This is a genomic window from Cupriavidus sp. FW305-26 (genome assembly GCF_058787975.1).
Genome location: NZ_JBYTAH010000004.1, coordinates 114,676 through 130,970, shown reverse-complemented (window position 1 = coordinate 130,970; position 16,295 = coordinate 114,676). Strand labels below are relative to the sequence as shown.

General features: G+C 66.4%; 13 protein-coding genes and 1 pseudogene. 3 read left to right on the top strand and 11 right to left on the bottom strand.

Going from position 1 to position 16,295, the window contains the following annotated elements; genetic code table 11:
* Positions 1-197: 197 nt before the first annotated feature.
* Positions 198-2,255: an acetate--CoA ligase gene (gene acs, locus AC3WQZ_RS04680; protein ID WP_058697256.1), complete on the top strand. Its 2,058-nt coding sequence runs from the start codon at positions 198-200 to the stop codon at positions 2,253-2,255.
* 35 nt (positions 2,256-2,290) lie between these two features.
* On the opposite strand, the gene AC3WQZ_RS04675 is transcribed toward acs, so the two are convergent.
* Positions 2,291-5,020 carry a UPF0182 family membrane protein gene (locus AC3WQZ_RS04675; RefSeq protein ID WP_439671647.1) on the bottom strand — a complete coding sequence of 910 codons (2,730 nt, stop codon included), beginning with the start codon at positions 5,018-5,020 and terminating at the stop codon, positions 2,291-2,293.
* 300 nt (positions 5,021-5,320) lie between these two features.
* Here AC3WQZ_RS04675 and AC3WQZ_RS04670 point away from each other — a divergent pair, with 300 nt between their 5' ends.
* A complete protein-coding gene (locus tag AC3WQZ_RS04670) occupies positions 5,321-5,896 on the top strand; it encodes a cysteine dioxygenase family protein (RefSeq protein ID WP_010811576.1) in 576 nt (191 codons plus the stop codon).
* A gap of 66 nt (positions 5,897-5,962) precedes the next feature.
* Entirely contained in the window at positions 5,963-6,421 is a 459-nt protein-coding gene (locus AC3WQZ_RS04665) for an Lrp/AsnC family transcriptional regulator (protein ID WP_010811575.1), read from the top strand.
* A 15-nt stretch (positions 6,422-6,436) separates the two neighbouring features.
* Here AC3WQZ_RS04665 and AC3WQZ_RS04660 read toward each other — a convergent pair.
* The 10 genes and pseudogenes from AC3WQZ_RS04660 to AC3WQZ_RS04615 form a co-directional block, all read right to left on the bottom strand.
* Positions 6,437-6,538, bottom strand: a pseudogene (locus AC3WQZ_RS04660) (PAAR domain-containing protein); the annotation flags it as partial.
* Positions 6,539-6,919: 381 nt separating this feature from the next.
* Positions 6,920-7,738, bottom strand: a complete 819-nt coding sequence (locus AC3WQZ_RS04655; RefSeq protein ID WP_492300100.1) for a DUF6708 domain-containing protein — start codon at positions 7,736-7,738, stop codon at positions 6,920-6,922.
* The gene (locus AC3WQZ_RS04650; RefSeq protein WP_492300099.1) at positions 7,735-7,932 is read right to left on the bottom strand and encodes a hypothetical protein; all 198 of its coding nucleotides are present in this window, start codon (positions 7,930-7,932) and stop codon (positions 7,735-7,737) included. Before AC3WQZ_RS04650 ends, AC3WQZ_RS04655 begins: the two co-directional genes overlap by 4 nt.
* A 27-nt stretch (positions 7,933-7,959) precedes the next feature.
* Positions 7,960-8,682, bottom strand: coding sequence for a hypothetical protein (locus AC3WQZ_RS04645; RefSeq protein ID WP_492300097.1), 723 nt, complete (start codon positions 8,680-8,682; stop codon positions 7,960-7,962).
* Between the two features lie 265 nt (positions 8,683-8,947).
* Positions 8,948-10,645, bottom strand: coding sequence for an aspartate-alanine antiporter (gene aspT, locus AC3WQZ_RS04640; protein ID WP_439668843.1), 1,698 nt, complete (start codon positions 10,643-10,645; stop codon positions 8,948-8,950).
* A gap of 30 nt (positions 10,646-10,675) precedes the next feature.
* Positions 10,676-12,067, bottom strand: coding sequence for a BatD family protein (locus AC3WQZ_RS04635; protein ID WP_492300095.1), 1,392 nt, complete (start codon positions 12,065-12,067; stop codon positions 10,676-10,678).
* Positions 12,064-13,707: a VWA domain-containing protein gene (locus tag AC3WQZ_RS04630; protein ID WP_010811570.1), complete on the bottom strand. Its 1,644-nt coding sequence runs from the start codon at positions 13,705-13,707 to the stop codon at positions 12,064-12,066. Before AC3WQZ_RS04630 ends, AC3WQZ_RS04635 begins: the two co-directional genes overlap by 4 nt.
* The gene (locus AC3WQZ_RS04625; protein WP_492300093.1) at positions 13,707-14,744 is read right to left on the bottom strand and encodes a vWA domain-containing protein; all 1,038 of its coding nucleotides are present in this window, start codon (positions 14,742-14,744) and stop codon (positions 13,707-13,709) included. The genes AC3WQZ_RS04630 and AC3WQZ_RS04625 overlap by 1 nt, the downstream gene beginning before the upstream one ends.
* Positions 14,731-15,270, bottom strand: coding sequence for a DUF4381 domain-containing protein (locus AC3WQZ_RS04620; RefSeq protein WP_010811568.1), 540 nt, complete (start codon positions 15,268-15,270; stop codon positions 14,731-14,733). Before AC3WQZ_RS04620 ends, AC3WQZ_RS04625 begins: the two co-directional genes overlap by 14 nt.
* On the bottom strand, positions 15,267-16,289 hold the full coding sequence (locus AC3WQZ_RS04615; protein WP_492293468.1) for a DUF58 domain-containing protein: 1,023 nt from the start codon (positions 16,287-16,289) through the stop codon (positions 15,267-15,269). Before AC3WQZ_RS04615 ends, AC3WQZ_RS04620 begins: the two co-directional genes overlap by 4 nt.
* Between the last annotated feature and the right edge of the window lie 6 nt (positions 16,290-16,295).

The following is a 16,295-nucleotide window of genomic DNA, read 5'->3' as shown; positions in this document are numbered from 1 at the left end:
TCCTCCAATGCCCTCCTACGAATCTAGCTCATGGCGGCCGCCAGGCAAGCTCCGGGCTCGGCGGACAGCGGCAGGGCGAATTCCTGGAAACTCCCCGTGCCCGGACTTAATATGGACTAGTCGTTTCAGGCAGCTATCGCAGGATAGTGGCACCGACCATCCCTGGATGGATGCCATGAAAGTGAAGGGGGATCGTCATGTCTGAAGGCAAAGCGCCACGCCATGCTGCCCAGCAGGAATTGGCCGATGTGTCCGAGGCCGAAATCGCGGTCCATTGGCCCGAGGAAGACTACGTCCCGCCGGCCGGCCAGTTCATTGCGCAGGCCAATCTGACCGATCCCCATATTTTCGAGCGCTTCTCCCTCGAACGTTTCCCCGAGTGCTTCAAGGAGTTCGCAGACCTGCTGGACTGGTACAAATACTGGGAAACGACCCTGGATACCAGCAACCCGCCTTTCTGGCGCTGGTTCGTCGGCGGCAGGATCAACGCCTGCCACAATTGCGTGGATCGCCACCTCGCTGCATACAGGAACAAGACCGCGATTCATTTCGTGCCCGAGCCGGAGGATGAGGCGGTGCATCACCTCACCTACCAGGAGCTCTTCGTTCGCGTCAATGAGCTGGCCGCCCTGCTGCGCGAGTTCTGCGGCCTGAAGGCCGGCGACCGCGTCACGCTGCATATGCCGATGGTGGCCGAACTGCCCATCACCATGCTCGCCTGCGCCCGCATCGGCGTGATTCATTCGCAGGTATTCAGCGGCTTCAGCGGCAAGGCCTGCGCCGAACGCATCGCGGACTCCGAGAGCCGGCTGCTGATCACCATGGACGCCTATCACCGCGGCGGTGAATTGCTCGATCACAAGGAAAAGGCCGACATCGCCGTGGCAGAAGCCGCCAGCGCCGGTCAGCAGGTCGAGAAGGTCCTGATCTGGCAGCGCTACCCGGGCAAGTATTCCAGTGCCGCCCTACTGGTGAAGGGCCGCGATGTCATTCTCAATGACGTGCTCGCAGGGTTCCGCGGCAGGCGTGTCGAGCCCGAGCCGATGCCGGCGGAGGCGCCGCTGTTCCTGATGTACACGAGCGGCACCACGGGCCGGCCCAAGGGCTGCCAGCATTCCACTGGCGGCTATCTGTCCTATGTGGCGTGGACCTCTAAGTACATCCAGGATATCCACCCCGAGGACGTCTACTGGTGCATGGCCGATATTGGCTGGATCACCGGGCATTCCTACATCGTCTATGGCCCGCTCGCGCTCGCCGCTTCGTCTGTCGTCTATGAAGGCGTGCCGACCTGGCCCGACGCCGGCCGGCCCTGGCGTATTGCGGAAAGCCTTGGCGTCAATATCTTCCACACCTCGCCCACCGCAATCCGCGCGCTGCGGCGCAACGGGCCCGACGAGCCGGCGAAGTACGACTGCCATTTCAAGCACATGACCACGGTGGGCGAGCCGATCGAGCCCGAAGTCTGGAAGTGGTACCACCGTGAAGTCGGCAAAGGCGAGGCGGTGATCGTGGACACCTGGTGGCAAACCGAGAATGGCGGCTTCCTCTGCAGCACGCTGCCGGGCATCCACCCGATGAAGCCCGGCAGCACTGGCCCGGGAATCCCGGGCATTCATCCGGTGATCTTTGACGAGGAAGGCAATGAGGTCCCGGCCGGCTCGGGCAAGGCGGGCAACATCTGCATCCGCAATCCCTGGCCGGGCATATTCCAGACCGTCTGGAAGGATCCGGACCGCTACGTGCGCCAGTACTATGCGCGCTATTGCAAGAATCCCGACAGCAAGGACTGGCACGACTGGCCGTATATGGCGGGCGATGGCGCAACGCAGGCGGCGGACGGCTACTTTCGCATCCTTGGCCGCATCGACGACGTGATCAATGTTTCCGGCCATCGCCTCGGCACCAAGGAGATCGAATCCGCAGCACTGCTGGTGCCGGACGTCGCCGAGGCGGCGGTGGTGCCGGTGGCCGACGAGGTCAAGGGCAAGGTGCCTGATCTCTATGTATCGCTCAAGCCGGGACTGTCGCCTTCCATCAAGATCGCGAACAAGGTCTCGGCCGCGGTGGTATCCCAGATTGGCGCGATTGCGCGTCCGCATCGGGTCGTGATTGTCCCCGACATGCCCAAGACACGCTCGGGCAAGATCATGCGCCGCGTGCTGGCGGCGATCTCCAACCACCAGGAGCCTGGCGACGTATCCACGCTTGCCAATCCGGAGGTCGTCGAGAAGATCAGGGAGCTGGCGACATAGAACGGCACTCCTGCCGGCGGCTCCCGGCACGCCGCTCACTTCCGCTCATCGGCACCCCCTGCCCCGAGCGCCTCGAGCAGCGGCCGCAAGGCATCGAGCTCCGCGCCAAAGCCGCTCCAGTCCCCCGCCTTCAAACGCTCGACGGCGCGGTCATAGTGCGCGAGTGCTTCGCGCGCGCGGGCGTTCGCTGCGCCCTGCGCCGGAATCGCCGCCGGCGCGGATTCCTTGAACAGGGCCGCAAGCGCTGCGCCCAGGGTGTCCTCCATGACCACGCGATCGCCATAGGCGGCGATCACCCGCTTGAGTTCGGGCAACTGGCCGGACTCCGCACGCAGGTAGAGCGGCGAGACATAGAGGATGGAGTTCTCGATCGGCACGACCTGCAGATGGCCGCGGATGACGCGCGAGCCCATCTGGTTCCACAGCGAAATCTGCTGCGAGATCTCGGTATTCTGCTGGATGCGCGCCTCGATCTGGAACGGCCCGTAGACCAGCTTTTCCTTGGGGAAGGTGTAGGCGACGAGCTTGCCGTAGTTGGGGGGATCGGAGCGCGCAGCCAGCCAGGCGATCATGTTCTCGCGCTGGCTCGGCACCATCGGCAGCATCAGGACGAACTCGGCGCGCGGTTCGTCCGGCAGCCGCAGGATCATGTAGTAGGGCATCATCCGCGCGGCGGGCGTGTTCCCTGTGCTCATGCCGGTCAGCTGGCGAGGAAACTCCCACAGATCCTCGCGGTTATAGAAGACTTCTGCCGCTTCCATGTGGTAGGCGCGGTAGATCCGCGCCTGGATCAGGAACAGGTCCTCAGGGTAGCGGATATGCCGCTGCAGGTCCTGCGACATGGCGCCCAGCGGCCTGAACATGCCCGGGAAGATGCGCTGGTACACCTGCACGATCGGATCGGCCGGGTCGCTGGTGTAGAAGTCGACCGTGCCGTTGTACGCATCGATCACGACCTTGACGGCGTTGCGGATGTAGTTGGCGCCGCCACCGGTGCCGGGCTGCGAATAAGGGAACCAGCGGCTGGTAGTGTAGGCGTCCTGGATCCAGTAGAGGCGACCATCGCTCACGACCACATAGGGGTCATGGTCGAGGCTGAGGAACGGCGCAATCGTGCGCACGCGGTTCCGGATATTGCGATGGAGCAGGATGCGGCTTTCCTGCGTGATGTAGCCGCTCAACAGGATATTGGGATCGCCGAGATGCCAGGCGAACAGGGTCCGGCGCGCAATGCCGCCGATTCCGATGCCGTCGCGCCCGCGATAGGCCGTATAGACGTTGTCCTTGCCCTTGGGGTAGTCGAACTCGGGCACGCTGCCTTTGACGATGACATAGCCTTTGCCGCCTTCACCGAAATAGAGGCGCGGCTCCTGGATGACCGGGCCGCCGTCGGAGAGCGGGGGAATGTCATGCAGATAGAGCGAGGGCAGGCCTTCGGCGGATTTCTCGGTGACCGGCGACATCACCACGCCATTGCCATGGGTGAACAACAGATGCAGGTTCACCCAGGTCTGGGCATTGGCCGGAATCAGTGCCGGCTCAAGCTCCCGCGCCGACAGCATGACCTGCTGGTAGCCTGCGCCGAGCTGGTAGCGGTCGATGTCCGTCGCGAGGAACTTGTAATAGGTCCTGATCTCCTGCAGCTGCGCATAGGTATCGCGCAGCGGCTGCAGGTCCCACAGGCGGATGTTGTCGATGGTCGGCCGATTGGCCTGGAGCGCGGCGAGATTCAGGTTCTGTTCGACCGGAAACGGCTTTACCTCGATCTGCGTCAAGCCATAGGCCTCGCGCGTCAGCGCAATATTGTGTTGGAGATACGGTGTCTCGAGTTGCAGCTCGTTCGGCTTGACATAGAAACGCTGGAACAGTGCCGGCCAGATCGTGCCGAGCACGATTGCGCTACCGACCACCAGCAGCGCCGCGGCCGCAGGCACCCGGTAGTCCCGCCAGCGCATATTGGCCCACGAAGCGGCGGCAGCCGCGGCAGCCAGGCCGACTTGCAGCCACAGGACCGGCAGCCCGACATGGACATCGGTATAGCTCGCGCCGACCACGACCCCGTTGTCGCCGTAGAGCAGCATGAAGCGGTCGAGCCAGTAGGACCACGCCTGCAGCGCAAAGAACAAGCCGAGCAATGCCGATCCATGGGTAGCCGCCGCCGGTGAAAGCCCGCGCGGCGACCGGACCAGCGCGATGTCGCCGCGCAAGCCATAGACCACGCCGGCAAGCACTGCGCTGCAGCCCAGCAGCAGGAGCAGCCAGTTCCTCAGTGCAAGATACGCCGGCAGCGTGAAGAAGTAGAAACCGATGTCCTTGGCGAAGATCGGATCGGTCTTGCCGAAAGGCACCTGATGGAAATAGCGCAGCGCAATGGCCCAGCTTGACAGTTCACCGACGGCCATGAGCAGCCCCACCAGGACGGCGACGCCGGCAATGGCGGCGCGCCAGGGGACGCGCGCCGCAATCTCGCCAACCGGCTGGCCCAGGACCTCCGGCCTCCAGGCCTGCGCCTGGCTCGCGCTGCGGTGCGCCAGCCAGCCCGATAGCCAGAGCGCGCCTGCCGAAACGGCGAATACGGCAAGGAACAGCAGCGCCTGGGTGAGGAAGATCGTGCGGAAAACCCCGGCGTAGCCAACCGAGGCAAACCACAGCCAGTCAACAACGAGGCCGGTGACGCGACTGACGGCGATCAGCGCGACGATGACGGCAACAACCCAGGTCGCAAGGCGTCCCAGGCGCGTGGCGTCCCTCGCTGGCGAGCGCATCGATCATGCTCCTTTGCCGCACCGTCGTCCGTGACCCGGCTACTCGGGCTGCCTGCCCATATCAGCATATATGCGTTCGCTGCACAGCGCACGGGGTACGCCACCCTGGCCCGGCCGTGGCGTCGTTGGCGAGCACCCATTCACCCTGCCCGGCCTGATACGAGCATATGATTCTCAAAATTCAACCAATCCAGGAATAGAATTACAATCTCCGGCGACATTGAACGACAATTCGCATGCCTGTGCTCCGGCCCGCAAATATCATGGACACGTACCCAGAACAAGACCAAGGTGCCTGCCATGCCGACCGGATCCCCCCTGACTGCCGCCCCTCCGGCAACTCTCCCGCATCTGCCCCCGCCAGCCGCGCCGCTCGACCAGCTGGCGCTCGACCTCGAGGCCACCTTCGCCCACAGCGCGCGCATGGTGGCCGGCCACATCGCCACGCACCTGCCGGACACCGACACGCTGCTTGCAACACTGCCGCCAGGCGCCCTGCTCGGCAAGCCGGATTGCTATGCCCGCCACCTGGTCCATGCCGACCCGCTGGAGCGCTTCTCGGCGATGGTGCTGGTCTGGCGCCCGGGCCAGGCCAGCCCCGTGCACGGCCATCGCACCTGGTGTGCCTACCGCGTGCTGCGCGGCACGCTGAGCGAGCAGCACTACCGGTGGGATCCCGCCAGCCGGCAGGCGCGCCATGCCAACACCGTCGCGCGCACGGCCGGCGATACCTTCAGCGTGCCGGCCGGGCTGCAGCATATCCATGCGCTGGGCAATGCCAGCGACGAGATCGCCGTGTCCCTGCACCTCTACGGCGTGCACCGCGACCACATTGCCACCGGCGTGAACCTGCTGGTGCCGACCGCCGACGCCTAGGTCTTGCCGCGCGTAGCCGCGCCGCATGCGGGCGCCGGCCCACCCTCACCTGAACCGCTACGCGCCATGGACCGCTACGACAAACAGATTCTCGCCATCCTGCAGGAAGACGCCACCGTGCCGGTGGCAGAGATCGGCGAACGCGTCGGCCTGACCTCGACGCCATGCTGGCGCCGGATCCAGCGGCTGGAAGACGCCGGCCTGATCCGCAAACGCGTGGCACTGCTCGACGCCGACAAGCTCAATGCCGGGGTCACGGTCTTTGTCTCGGTCCGCACCAGCCAGCACAACGTGAAATGGCTGGCGCAGTTCCACGGGCTGGTGGCATCGATCCCGGAAGTGACCGAGTTCTACCGCATGGCCGGCGATACGGACTACCTGCTGCGCGTGGTGGTGCCGGATATTGCCGCCTACGACCGCGTCTACAAGAAGCTGATCCAGGGCGCCGAGCTGGCCGACGTCAGTTCCAGCTTTGCGATGGAGCAGATCAAGTACACCACGGCGCTGCCGCTCGATTATGCGTAGGCCGGCACCGGCCAGCTAAGCCACGTTCGCGCTGCCACCGCCGATTAGCGTGGCACCGCACCGGGTGCGGTCCCCATGCAGTGCTGCGGGTTGCCCATCGACATCCATGCCGGAACTCGCGTCAACGACCGGCTACGTTGTACATCGCAGGCAGTGTGGAAGGCTTGTGTCACTGCTCGGTCCAACGCGCCTGGTCCCAGTTGCTGGCAAAGTAATGAAGTATTTCGCGACATGCGAAGAGGCCCGCATGCTCGTGGAGGTAGTCAAGCTCAGCGGCTTCCAGGCGGTCGATGGGAAGCCCACTCGCCCAGGCATGAATCCCAGTATCATCCGTCCCCCAGGGGTTGGTGAGGGTAACTCCCTGAGCAAGACTCTTAGTGCCGACGTATCCGAGGGCGTTGCCATCGGGCTTGTTTCGTTGGCTCGCATTGTCAGTTCCTTTGACTGGACGCTGATGTTTCCTTCGCTTCATTCGCAACTTCCTCCACGTCCCATGACTTAGACATGGTGGTTGCCGTCTTCAATGCCAGGCCTGGCATCCGGGCCGTTCGGCACACCGATGAACTCGTCGGCATGGGGACGCGCATATGGGTCGTTGGGTGTGGGCCTGCACGCCGCCTCAATCTCGGGAGGCCACACGGGATCGCTGCAAGTTACCAGCGTGAGCCATCGGAATGTCGCATCCAGCAAGATCATCGGCAGGAAGATCAGATCACCAGCAGACCTGAGGTCGCCCCTGCAGATCTTGAAGCCCTCCCAAAAGCCCTCTCGTGGAGCCCAAAAAAACTTCGGTTCAGGCAGGTTGGCGGGACCGTCTTGCATATAACGTCGGTAGTATTCCCACTGCTGCTGGGCCTGTTCCAGCATGAACATCTGCTGCCCGAGAACGAAGGCACGAACCACATTACCGTCCGCGTCCAACTTGTAATGGCGTATGTCATACATCTCATAGCTACGCGACAAGCCACCCATCCTGCTGACGCCCACGCAGAAGAACTCTTCGTTGCTCCATGGCACCTCCCATACACCGTCCCCCCTTTTCGTGCGCATGGCATAGATGCGGTGGGTTCTTCGGTTCAGCCGGATCGGACGCCGCTTCAACGTGAAGAGGTTTCGTCGCATCGACTCAGCGGCGATGAAGCCAAAGAAGCCGGTTGCCGAAGCCATCATGATGAGACCAATCAACATAGCAGGCCAGTACCCCGGGCGTCCTACCACTTCTGGTGAGTCATTCTTGAACCCGGAAATGATCATCGCGAAGCCGAGGAAACTGAGCGTCGCAAAAGCTAGGCCCAAGACCCAACCCTGACCGATCATCTGGATTCTTTTTTGCGACTCATCGATGTTTCCAAACAGGTCGAATCTATGCTGTAGACGTTGCCGATTTCATCGGCGACTTCGCTGGACGGCCTATCGATGTACAAGCGGTGCTGCAACTGCCATGTTCCAGGCGGCCTTCCCTTCTCGCGAAAGTAAAGTGGAATGCGTTCATCCTTGGTCGGGAGCTTCATTTCTTGGCATCCTCGCTAACCTTAATGTCAAGTTGAAGAAACTCTGCCCATTCCTTCTCCATGGTGGTGTAGCGTTCGCCATTCGCTTGCTTGCTGAAATGGCAGCGCGTGGCCCATTTGAGCGTGGCCGGGTCGTCCAGGATCGCGATCCCCACGTTCACCGCGAAGAGTACGACCAGGAGAGGCCAAACCGGAGTGCCAACGAGAATTAGTTCTGCAGAGATAAGCGCGGCGGTGCTGGTGTCGCTTACTCTTGTCCAGCACGGCTTCATAGGGCGCCCAAGCCGCATCGCCGGCTGCCTTTTTCCTCGCAAGGCGAGTCGCTTCACGCTCCGCATCTTCGCGCTTCCATCGCTCGGCCGTCGCTTTTCCATTAAACAGAACTGACATGAGTTCGTAAGCCGGAAATCCATCCGGAGTGGTCTTCATGCGCTCAGCCTCGGCCGCCGCGGCCTCCGCCTCTTTCGTGTGCTGCGCCTCGGCGCTGGCCCGGATGTTCGATTCAAGACGATCCAGCAAAAAGTCCGTAGACTGATCCCAGATGACCGCGTTGTTCGCCTTCGGGTGCATCTTGGGATTGGTCAGGATGCTCAGGTCCTCGATAATCGCCAGCGGGTCGTTGCATGCCAGCATCAGTGCCTTGCCGGGCGAAATCTGCTCCATCCGATCCGCAAGCATCGAACCGCTTATGGGGCCAATCGGAGCAATCTCGCCCAGGTTAATGGCGGGCATATCGGCAATCCCGCGCATTGACACTTGCTCACATTGCGTGGCTCGCGAGCGACGCCACGGCGCGCACAGAAACGCTTGTGCCAGCGCTTCCGTCCGCTGACTTGGCGATCGCCCGGCGGAGACCGGCGGCGCCTGAGCGAAACGATATGGCGGCAGTGTGTTTGGGCCAGATCCGGCACCGGCGGAGCGCCCTCGCGGACACTAGGAAAATGCTGATCAGTGAGCTGGCGCAGGTAATCCAGACCTCGGCATTCGTAATGTGAGAGAAGCAGGCCGCATTTCCCTAAGTGAACCTGAACGCCAGCGAAATAATGATCGGCCCCAGCACCGGCAGCAGCACGTTGGCAATGGCATAGGTAATGGTGTAGCCCAGCAACGGCACCGAGCTGTGGCTGGCGGCCAGGATGGCGCTGATCGCCGGGGTGCTCACGTGCTGCCCGGCAATCGCACCAACCAGCAGCGGGCCTTCGATCTTCAGGAGCTTGTGACCGATCCATAAGGACAGGCACGCCGGCCCCAGCGACACGGCCAGCCCGATCAGTGGCAGCACCGCGCCGTGCTCGCGGATCAGCGAGATCGCATCCGGCCCGGCGGACAAGCCGACGCATGCGACAAAAACCGCCAGGCCCAGGTCCTTCAGGATCTGCACGGCCGACCTCGGGAAGGTGCCGAGCGACGGCCTTCTTGAATTGATCCATCCGAACACCAGGCCGCTGAGCAGCGCCCCGCCCCCGCTGCCAAGCGAAATATGCATGCCGCCAGGGCTCAGGCTCAGGGTGCCCACCAGCAGGCCCGCCAGGATGCCCACGCACAGGAAGACCAGGTCGGTGACCTCGGTTGCCTTCGCTTCCACGCCGATTCCGGCAATAGCTTCGGACAGCGACGGCTCCAGGCCGACGATGGTGACCACATCGCCATGCTGCAGCGGCGTGGAACGCGTGATCGGCAGCGACATCCCCGAGCGCCGCACCTGCAGGATCCAGACTTCACGCAGACGGCGTGCGCCGGCCAGGCGGGCCAGTTCGCCGATGGTCTTGCCGTTGACCCTGGGCTTGTTCACGATGACCTGCTTTTCGACCAGCTGGATGGCATCCGTGTGGGCCTCGGGCAGCAGGACTTCGGGCCCGATCAGGGCTGCCGCCTTCAGCAGGTTGCTGCGGATCCCGACCATGGCCAGGATATCGCTGGCCTGGACCTTGTCGTCATCGCCAAGCTCGATACTGGTGCCGTCGCGCAGCACCTTGACGATAGACGCCCGGCCACCCACCTGTTGCTGCAGCTCGCTCACCGTCATTCCGGCGGCCTGGTGCACGGAATAAGCGCGCCCGATCAGGCGCGGCAGCGCGGGTTGCGTCGCGACGTCGTCCTCGGACGCGGCATCCATCTTCGCGGCGACTTCCCTGGCGGCCTTGCGCAGATCGATGCCCAGCAAGGCCGGCGCGATCTGGCTGGTGAAGAACACGATGCTGATCAGGCCGACCAGGTAGGTCAGCGTATATGCCGTGGCGATATTGGCCTCGTAGCGGCTCGCGGTGGCGGCGTCCAGGCCCAGGTGCTTCAGCGCCTCGGCGGCGGTGCCGACCACGGCCGATTCCGTCGCCGCACCCGCGGCCAGGCCGGCGGCGGTGCCGGGATCGAAGCCCAGGTAGGCCGCCGCACCGACGGCAATGGCGAGCACGACGATGGCTTCCACCACCGGCAGGACCATATAGCGCAGGCTCGACCGGTTCAGGTTGGCAAAGAATTGCGGCCCGCCGGAATAGCCCATGGCGAAGATAAACAACGCGAAGGCCATGTCCTTGAGCTCGCCGTGCATCTGGCAACCGGTCTGCCCCATGAACAGCGCGACGACCAGCGTGCCGCAGACTCCCCCTAGCTGGATCGGGCCCACGCGTGCCTTGCCGATGAAGTAACCCAGGCCCACGGTGATGAAGAGCACCATCAACGGGTTGCCTGCAAACAGATCAACGGAGCATTTCATAGAGGGGGCGCCGTTTGGGGGACTTGATTGTCAGGGATTGAGCGGAGGCAGTGCGGGCATGGCTTGCCGGTGCCGTCGCACCGGCGCCCTGGCAGTATGGCGGCGCAGGCCCTGGGCCAACGGGGTGCCATTCCAGGCGGCCTGGGCCGGCATCGCGCCGTAGAGATGGCGTTGCAGGTCGGTCACGGCATCGGCAAGGCCGGCATCGCCGACCGACTCTGCCCACACTGCGGGGGTGGTGCCGTGGGCGGCGCGCGTCCATGCCCCCAGCGCCTGGCTGGCGACAGCGGCACTGCCTGCCTGGCAGGCTTGCAGCGTTGCTTCCAGCTGCGCGTCGGCACCTTCGGCGCGGGCGCGCTTGCGCTCGGCCAGCCGCTGGCGCAGCCGGGCCAGCGCCGGCCGCATACGCCACCACGACAGCCCGGCTGCCAGCACAGCCACCAGCCCCACTGCCCCCCACAGCAATGTCCGCCAGGGCAAGCCGCCCTCGCCCGGCAGCGCGCCGGCAGACGGACCGCCCGGGGCCAGCGCGCTGCCCGCGCGCGCGGGAGCCACTACCACCCTGATCGCGGGCGCTTCGGACTTTGCCGGCTTGCGTGTGGCCGGATCGACCCAATCCACTGTCACCGCCGGCAGCGTGTAGGTACCGGTCCGCTCGAACACGTAGGTGATGGCATCCACGCGCGTGCCGCCCGGCCCGGGCGCGTCCTGGGCGTGATCGGACAGCAGCCGCGCATCGGCGCTGAAGACACGCACCCCGCGCGGCGCCGCGGCGTGCGGCGGATGGATCATCATGGCCTGGGTCTGCGGCGCAAAGGTGGTGACGGTGCGCACCAGGGCATCGCCCGCGCGCAGCCGCACGGTGCCTTCGTCGGAGGCGTGGTCCAGCGCCTGTGTCACGGTGAGCCGGGCCACCGGCAGCAAGGGCCGTCCGATTCCGGCGCCGGCCTTCACCGCGCCGCCGGCTCCCGCGCGGATCCGCGTGGGCGGGAAGGTCACGCTGCCCTCGCGCGACGCGCCGTCGTCGCCCGCATAAGTGAAGCGCACGGTCGCGGATGGCAGCTCGAAGTCGCCATCCTGCTCGGCGGTGAAGGCATAGGTCTTGCGGATGCCGGCGTAGCCAACCCCATCGATGATTTCGGTCGAGTTCAACGCGCGCTGGTCAGGCATGGTGACGACGGCGCCCGGCACCTGGAGCACCGGGAAGGCCGGCGCCGACATGAAGAAGTTGGGCGCCAGGATAGTGACGTCGATGCTGATCTGCTGGCCGACCAGCACCGGCTGCTTCGCGCCCACTTCCACGCGCACGATGGGCTCGGCGGCACGCGCGAGCAAGGGCAGCAGCAACGCCGCCATCAGCAAGATGACCAGCGGCGCAAGCCGCCGCAGCCACCCGCGCTGACACACGGCGCGGCCGCTCATCGCTGCCCCTGCTGCGGTGCGGCCTGCCCGCGCTGCAGCGCGAACTTGCGCTGCAACAGGTCGGTCGGCGTGGTCTGGATCGCGCGCATCCACATCTCGGCGTCCTGCGTCAGGCCGATATGCATGGACTGGCCGCCCTGCTCCGGCGGCTTCGCGGCGTCGTACTTGATTTCATCCGGCGGCACGTCGGGGGGCTCTTCCTGGTCGTCGGGGTCTGGCTTGTCTTTTGGCTTCTGCTGCGCCAGCAGCTTTTCCATCAGCGCCAGGTTGGCCGTGGCCGCCGGCCATTGCGGCTGGCGCCTGAGCGCCTGACGGTAGCGCGCGGCGGCTTGCTGGTACTGGCCCTGCCGCGCCAGCGCATTGCCCTGGTTGTAGTCGGCCTGCGGTGAATCGACCAGCGCGAAGCTCTGCACCGCCTGCGCGTACTGGCCGGCGCGATACTGGGCGACGCCGCGCCACATCGCATCGTCGAACAGGGTCGCGGCGCGCGCGAAGTCGCGCTGCTCGAAGGCGCGGCGGCCTTGCTGGTCATGCGTCAGCCACAGGTCGGCAAAACGCCACGGGCGCGCGCCATCGGCCTGCTGTGCGCGCAAGCCCGGCTGCGGCGCAGCGAACGCCAGCGCCAGCAGCAGGCCGGCGGTCCAGCGCACGGTCCAGCCCTTGCGGAACCACAGCATGGCCAGCAGCGTGACCGGCAGCACCAGCCACCAGCCTTCATCCTTCCAGCGCGTGCGGTCGCCAGCCTGCATCTGTTCGAGGTGCGACTGCACATGGCGCTGCACCCACGCCACGTCGTCGTCGCTGCCGGGCGTGAAGGTGGCGAGCGGTGTGCCGCTGTCGTCGCCGAAGCGCTTGAACGCCGCCACATCCAGCCGCGCGAACACACGTGCGCCGTCCTGTTCGACATAGCCGCCCGCTGCATTGCGCAGCGGCCCGCCCTGTTCCGTGCCGATGGCCAGCACCACCGGCTGGCTGCGGCCGCTGTCCGCCTGCGCGCGGAAGGCCCTGGCGGCGGCGGGGTCCACGCCGTCGGTCAGGAACAGGATGGTGCCGGGCACCGGCTCACGCGCCAGGTCGGCGTCGATGGTGCGCAGCGCCTGTGCCATGTCGCGCCCCGGCACCGGCATGATGCGGGTCTGCAGCGCATCGACAAAGGTCTGCAGCAGGTTGGTGTCGTCCGTCAGCGGCAGCACCAGGTGAGTGGAGCCGGCATAGGCATAGATCGCAGTGCGGCCGCCGTCGCGGCGCGCCAGCAGCGCCTTGATCTTGAGCTTGGCGCGCTCCAGCCGCGTGGGCGTGACGTCCACCGCGTCCATGGTGCGCGACAGGTCCACGGCGATCGCCAGCGGTGCCTTGTCATCCAGGAACGGCGGGCGCTCCTGCCGCCAGCTCGGCCCTGCCAGCGCGATGGCGCCGAGTGCCAGCAGCAGCGCGGTCAGGTGCACCGGGCGCAGCGCCACGCGGCGGCGTTCGCCGATCACCAGCGCGTCGAGCAGGTGCGGCGCGATGGTCTGGCGCCAGCGCCGCCGCACATCGCCGCGGCGCTGCACCGCCCACACCAGCAGCGCGGCCGGCACCAGCACCAGCAGCCACCACGGGCGCAGGAAATGGAAGTGCGCAAGCGTGTCGAGGGCCTGCATCAGCGCCCCTCCCCGGCGGCATTCGCGATCTCGTCAGCTCCTTTGGCCGTGCCACGCCGGCGCGACAACCACGCCGAGTAGCCGAACATCAGCAGCTGGTACGCCAGCACCAGCGCCAGCGCCGCCCCCAGCGGCCACATGAACAGCTCGCGCCGCGGCCGCCATGACAAGGTCTTCTGGTTGTGCGGCGTGATCCGGTCCAGCGTCGCGTAGATGGTCTCCAGCCCGCCCTGGTCGGCGCCGAAGAAGTAGCGCCCCCCGGTCTGCGCGGCCAGCCGCTGCAGTACGCCGAGATCGACCTTCTCCTCGCCCGAAGCATTGGGATCGCCGATGCCGATGGTATGTACCACCACCTTGCGCTCCTTGGCGATCCCCCCCGCGCGCTCGGGCGGCATCCGGCTGGCGGTGTCGTTGCCGTCGGTCAGCACGATCAGCACTTTCTCGGGCGCTTCGCTGTGCTCGAACATCTTGATGCCGAGCCCGATGGCATCGCCCAGCGCCGTGCTCGGCCCGGCCATGCCCGGCAGCAGGCCGGTGATCAGCGTCTGCACCAACTGGTGATCCAGCGTGAACGGTGCCAGCGGGTACGGCGCGTCGCCAAACACGATCAGGCCGATGCGGTCGCCCGGGCGCCTGGCGACAAAACCGCTCACCACCTGCCGCACCGCCTGCACGCGCGGGATCAGCGCGCCGGACGGGTCGCGGAAGTCGCGTGTGTCCATCGACTGCGACAGGTCCAGCGCGATCAGCAGGTCGCGCGCCGGCTGCACCTTCTGGATCGGTGCCTCCAGGAACTGCGGCCGCGCCAGCGCCGTCACCACCAGCGCCCACGCCAGCGGCGCCAGCACCCATTGCAGCCGGTTGCGGCGCGACACCACGGCCCCGGTGGCCGGGGTCAGGCCGGCGGCGCTGGCCACCTCGCCAAAGAACGGCAGGCGCACCGACGGGCTTTCCTCGCGGTACGGCGGCAGCCACCACCACAGCAGCAACGGCAGCGGCAGCAGCACGAAGAGCCAGGGGTATTCAAACTGGTACATGGTGCTCCGCGATCCAGCGCCGGCACGCGCCGGCCACCGCCTGCACCTGCGTCTCGGGCCATTGCGCCAGCACCGCGTCGTCGCGGTATTCGGCGTCCTGCACCAGCGCAGCCAGCAGCGGCGCGGCATCTTGTGCGCGCCCGGCGTGTGCCTGCAGGAATTCGGCCCAGCCGGCGCCGGCCAGGCTGGCAACCTGGGCGCGCGGCCACGCGGCCAGCGCCGTGCGCTTGAGCAGCGCCGCCATCTGCCGCAGCGCGGCGACGCGGTGCGCGGGGTCAGCGCCCAGCGGCAGTCCTGCCAGTTCGGCCAGCGCCTCGCGCCGGTAGCGGTTGGCGCGGTAGCGCCGCCACGCGCGCCAGCCTGCCCAGGCCAGGGCCAGCAGCAGCAAGGCGCCGGCGATCGGCCAGCCGATGGTCTGCGGCGCCCAGGATGGGGGCGGCGGCACGGCTACGTCGGCAAGGGTGGCCAGCGTAGCCACGCCCGTGCTGTCTTCGACGCCCGCTGCGGTGCTGTGCGTGAGGCTCATCGCGCCGCTCCTGCGCGTTGCCGCACCGGCGTCTGCTGCAGCGGGCGGCCCAGCAGCCGGCGCAGCTGCAGCGCCGTTTCCTCTGCCGCCGACAGCGGCAGCAGCGGCACGCCGATGGCGTGGTGCCAGTCCAGCAGCGCCTTGGCGTGCGTATCGACAAACTCCGCAATGCTGCGCCGCGTGGCCGCGTGGCCGAAGCCCAGCTCCACCTGCAGTTCGCCGTCGCTGACCACCAGTTGGCCGGACTCCGGCAACTCGCTCAGGAAGGGATCGTGGACCAGGATGGTCAGCACGTCGTTGCGCGCCGCCATTTCCAGCATCAGGTCGCGGGTGCGATCGTCATGGCCGTCGAAATCGCTGATGACGATAACCAGGCAGTCATGGCGCGCCATGCACGCGGCGCGCTCCAGCGCCGCGTTCAGCTGCCCCGCGGCGCGCCGCGCCGGCGCATCGGCGCGCAAGGCCTGGTTGAAGCGCGCGATGGCGCCCAGCAGCTGCTGCACGGCTTCGCGGCTGCGGCGCGGGGTGAACTCCTCGGCCTTCGCATCGCCGAACACCACGCCGCCGACGCGGTCGCCTTCGGCCAGCACGCGCCAGGCGGCCAGCGCTGCCGCCTCGGCCGCGCTGACCGACTTCATCGCGCGCCGGCTGCCGAAGAACATATTGATGCGCTGGTCCACCACCAGCAGCACGGGACGGTCCTTTTCCTCGGTGTAGACGCGCACGTGCGGCTTGCCGGTGCGCGCGGTCACGCGCCAGTCCATGCTGCGGATATCGTCGCCGGGCAGGTACAGGCGCAGTTCCTCGAAGGTCAGTCCGCGTCCGCGAACCTTGGAAGCGTGGCGGCCGGCCAGCACGCTGTGCACCGGCTGGCGCGGCAGGAAGTGGAAGTCGCGCGCGGCCACTTCCAGCGCGGCCAGCGCCGCCGCGTCCACGCTGACGCCGGCAACGGTCGCGGCAGCCGGCGCCTGCACCGCAGATGGCGCGGCGCGGGCCATGGCACGGAACGGCAGACGCATCGGCTA

Excerpts from the sequence above, each read along its gene's own strand:
- acs (WP_058697256.1), top strand. The coding sequence starts at position 198 with ATGTCTGAAGGCAAAGCGCCACGCCATGCTGCCCAGCAGGAATTGGCC.
- AC3WQZ_RS04675 (WP_439671647.1), bottom strand. The coding sequence starts at position 5,020 with ATGCGCTCGCCAGCGAGGGACGCCACGCGCCTGGGACGCCTTGCGACC.
- AC3WQZ_RS04670 (WP_010811576.1), top strand. The coding sequence starts at position 5,321 with ATGCCGACCGGATCCCCCCTGACTGCCGCCCCTCCGGCAACTCTCCCG.
- AC3WQZ_RS04665 (WP_010811575.1), top strand. The coding sequence starts at position 5,963 with ATGGACCGCTACGACAAACAGATTCTCGCCATCCTGCAGGAAGACGCC.
- AC3WQZ_RS04655 (WP_492300100.1), bottom strand. The coding sequence starts at position 7,738 with ATGATCGGTCAGGGTTGGGTCTTGGGCCTAGCTTTTGCGACGCTCAGT.
- AC3WQZ_RS04650 (WP_492300099.1), bottom strand. The coding sequence starts at position 7,932 with ATGAAGCTCCCGACCAAGGATGAACGCATTCCACTTTACTTTCGCGAG.
- AC3WQZ_RS04645 (WP_492300097.1), bottom strand. The coding sequence starts at position 8,682 with ATGCGCGGGATTGCCGATATGCCCGCCATTAACCTGGGCGAGATTGCT.
- aspT (WP_439668843.1), bottom strand. The coding sequence starts at position 10,645 with ATGAAATGCTCCGTTGATCTGTTTGCAGGCAACCCGTTGATGGTGCTC.
- AC3WQZ_RS04635 (WP_492300095.1), bottom strand. The coding sequence starts at position 12,067 with ATGAGCGGCCGCGCCGTGTGTCAGCGCGGGTGGCTGCGGCGGCTTGCG.
- AC3WQZ_RS04630 (WP_010811570.1), bottom strand. The coding sequence starts at position 13,707 with ATGCAGGCCCTCGACACGCTTGCGCACTTCCATTTCCTGCGCCCGTGG.
- AC3WQZ_RS04625 (WP_492300093.1), bottom strand. The coding sequence starts at position 14,744 with ATGTACCAGTTTGAATACCCCTGGCTCTTCGTGCTGCTGCCGCTGCCG.
- AC3WQZ_RS04620 (WP_010811568.1), bottom strand. The coding sequence starts at position 15,270 with ATGAGCCTCACGCACAGCACCGCAGCGGGCGTCGAAGACAGCACGGGC.
- AC3WQZ_RS04615 (WP_492293468.1), bottom strand. The coding sequence starts at position 16,289 with ATGCGTCTGCCGTTCCGTGCCATGGCCCGCGCCGCGCCATCTGCGGTG.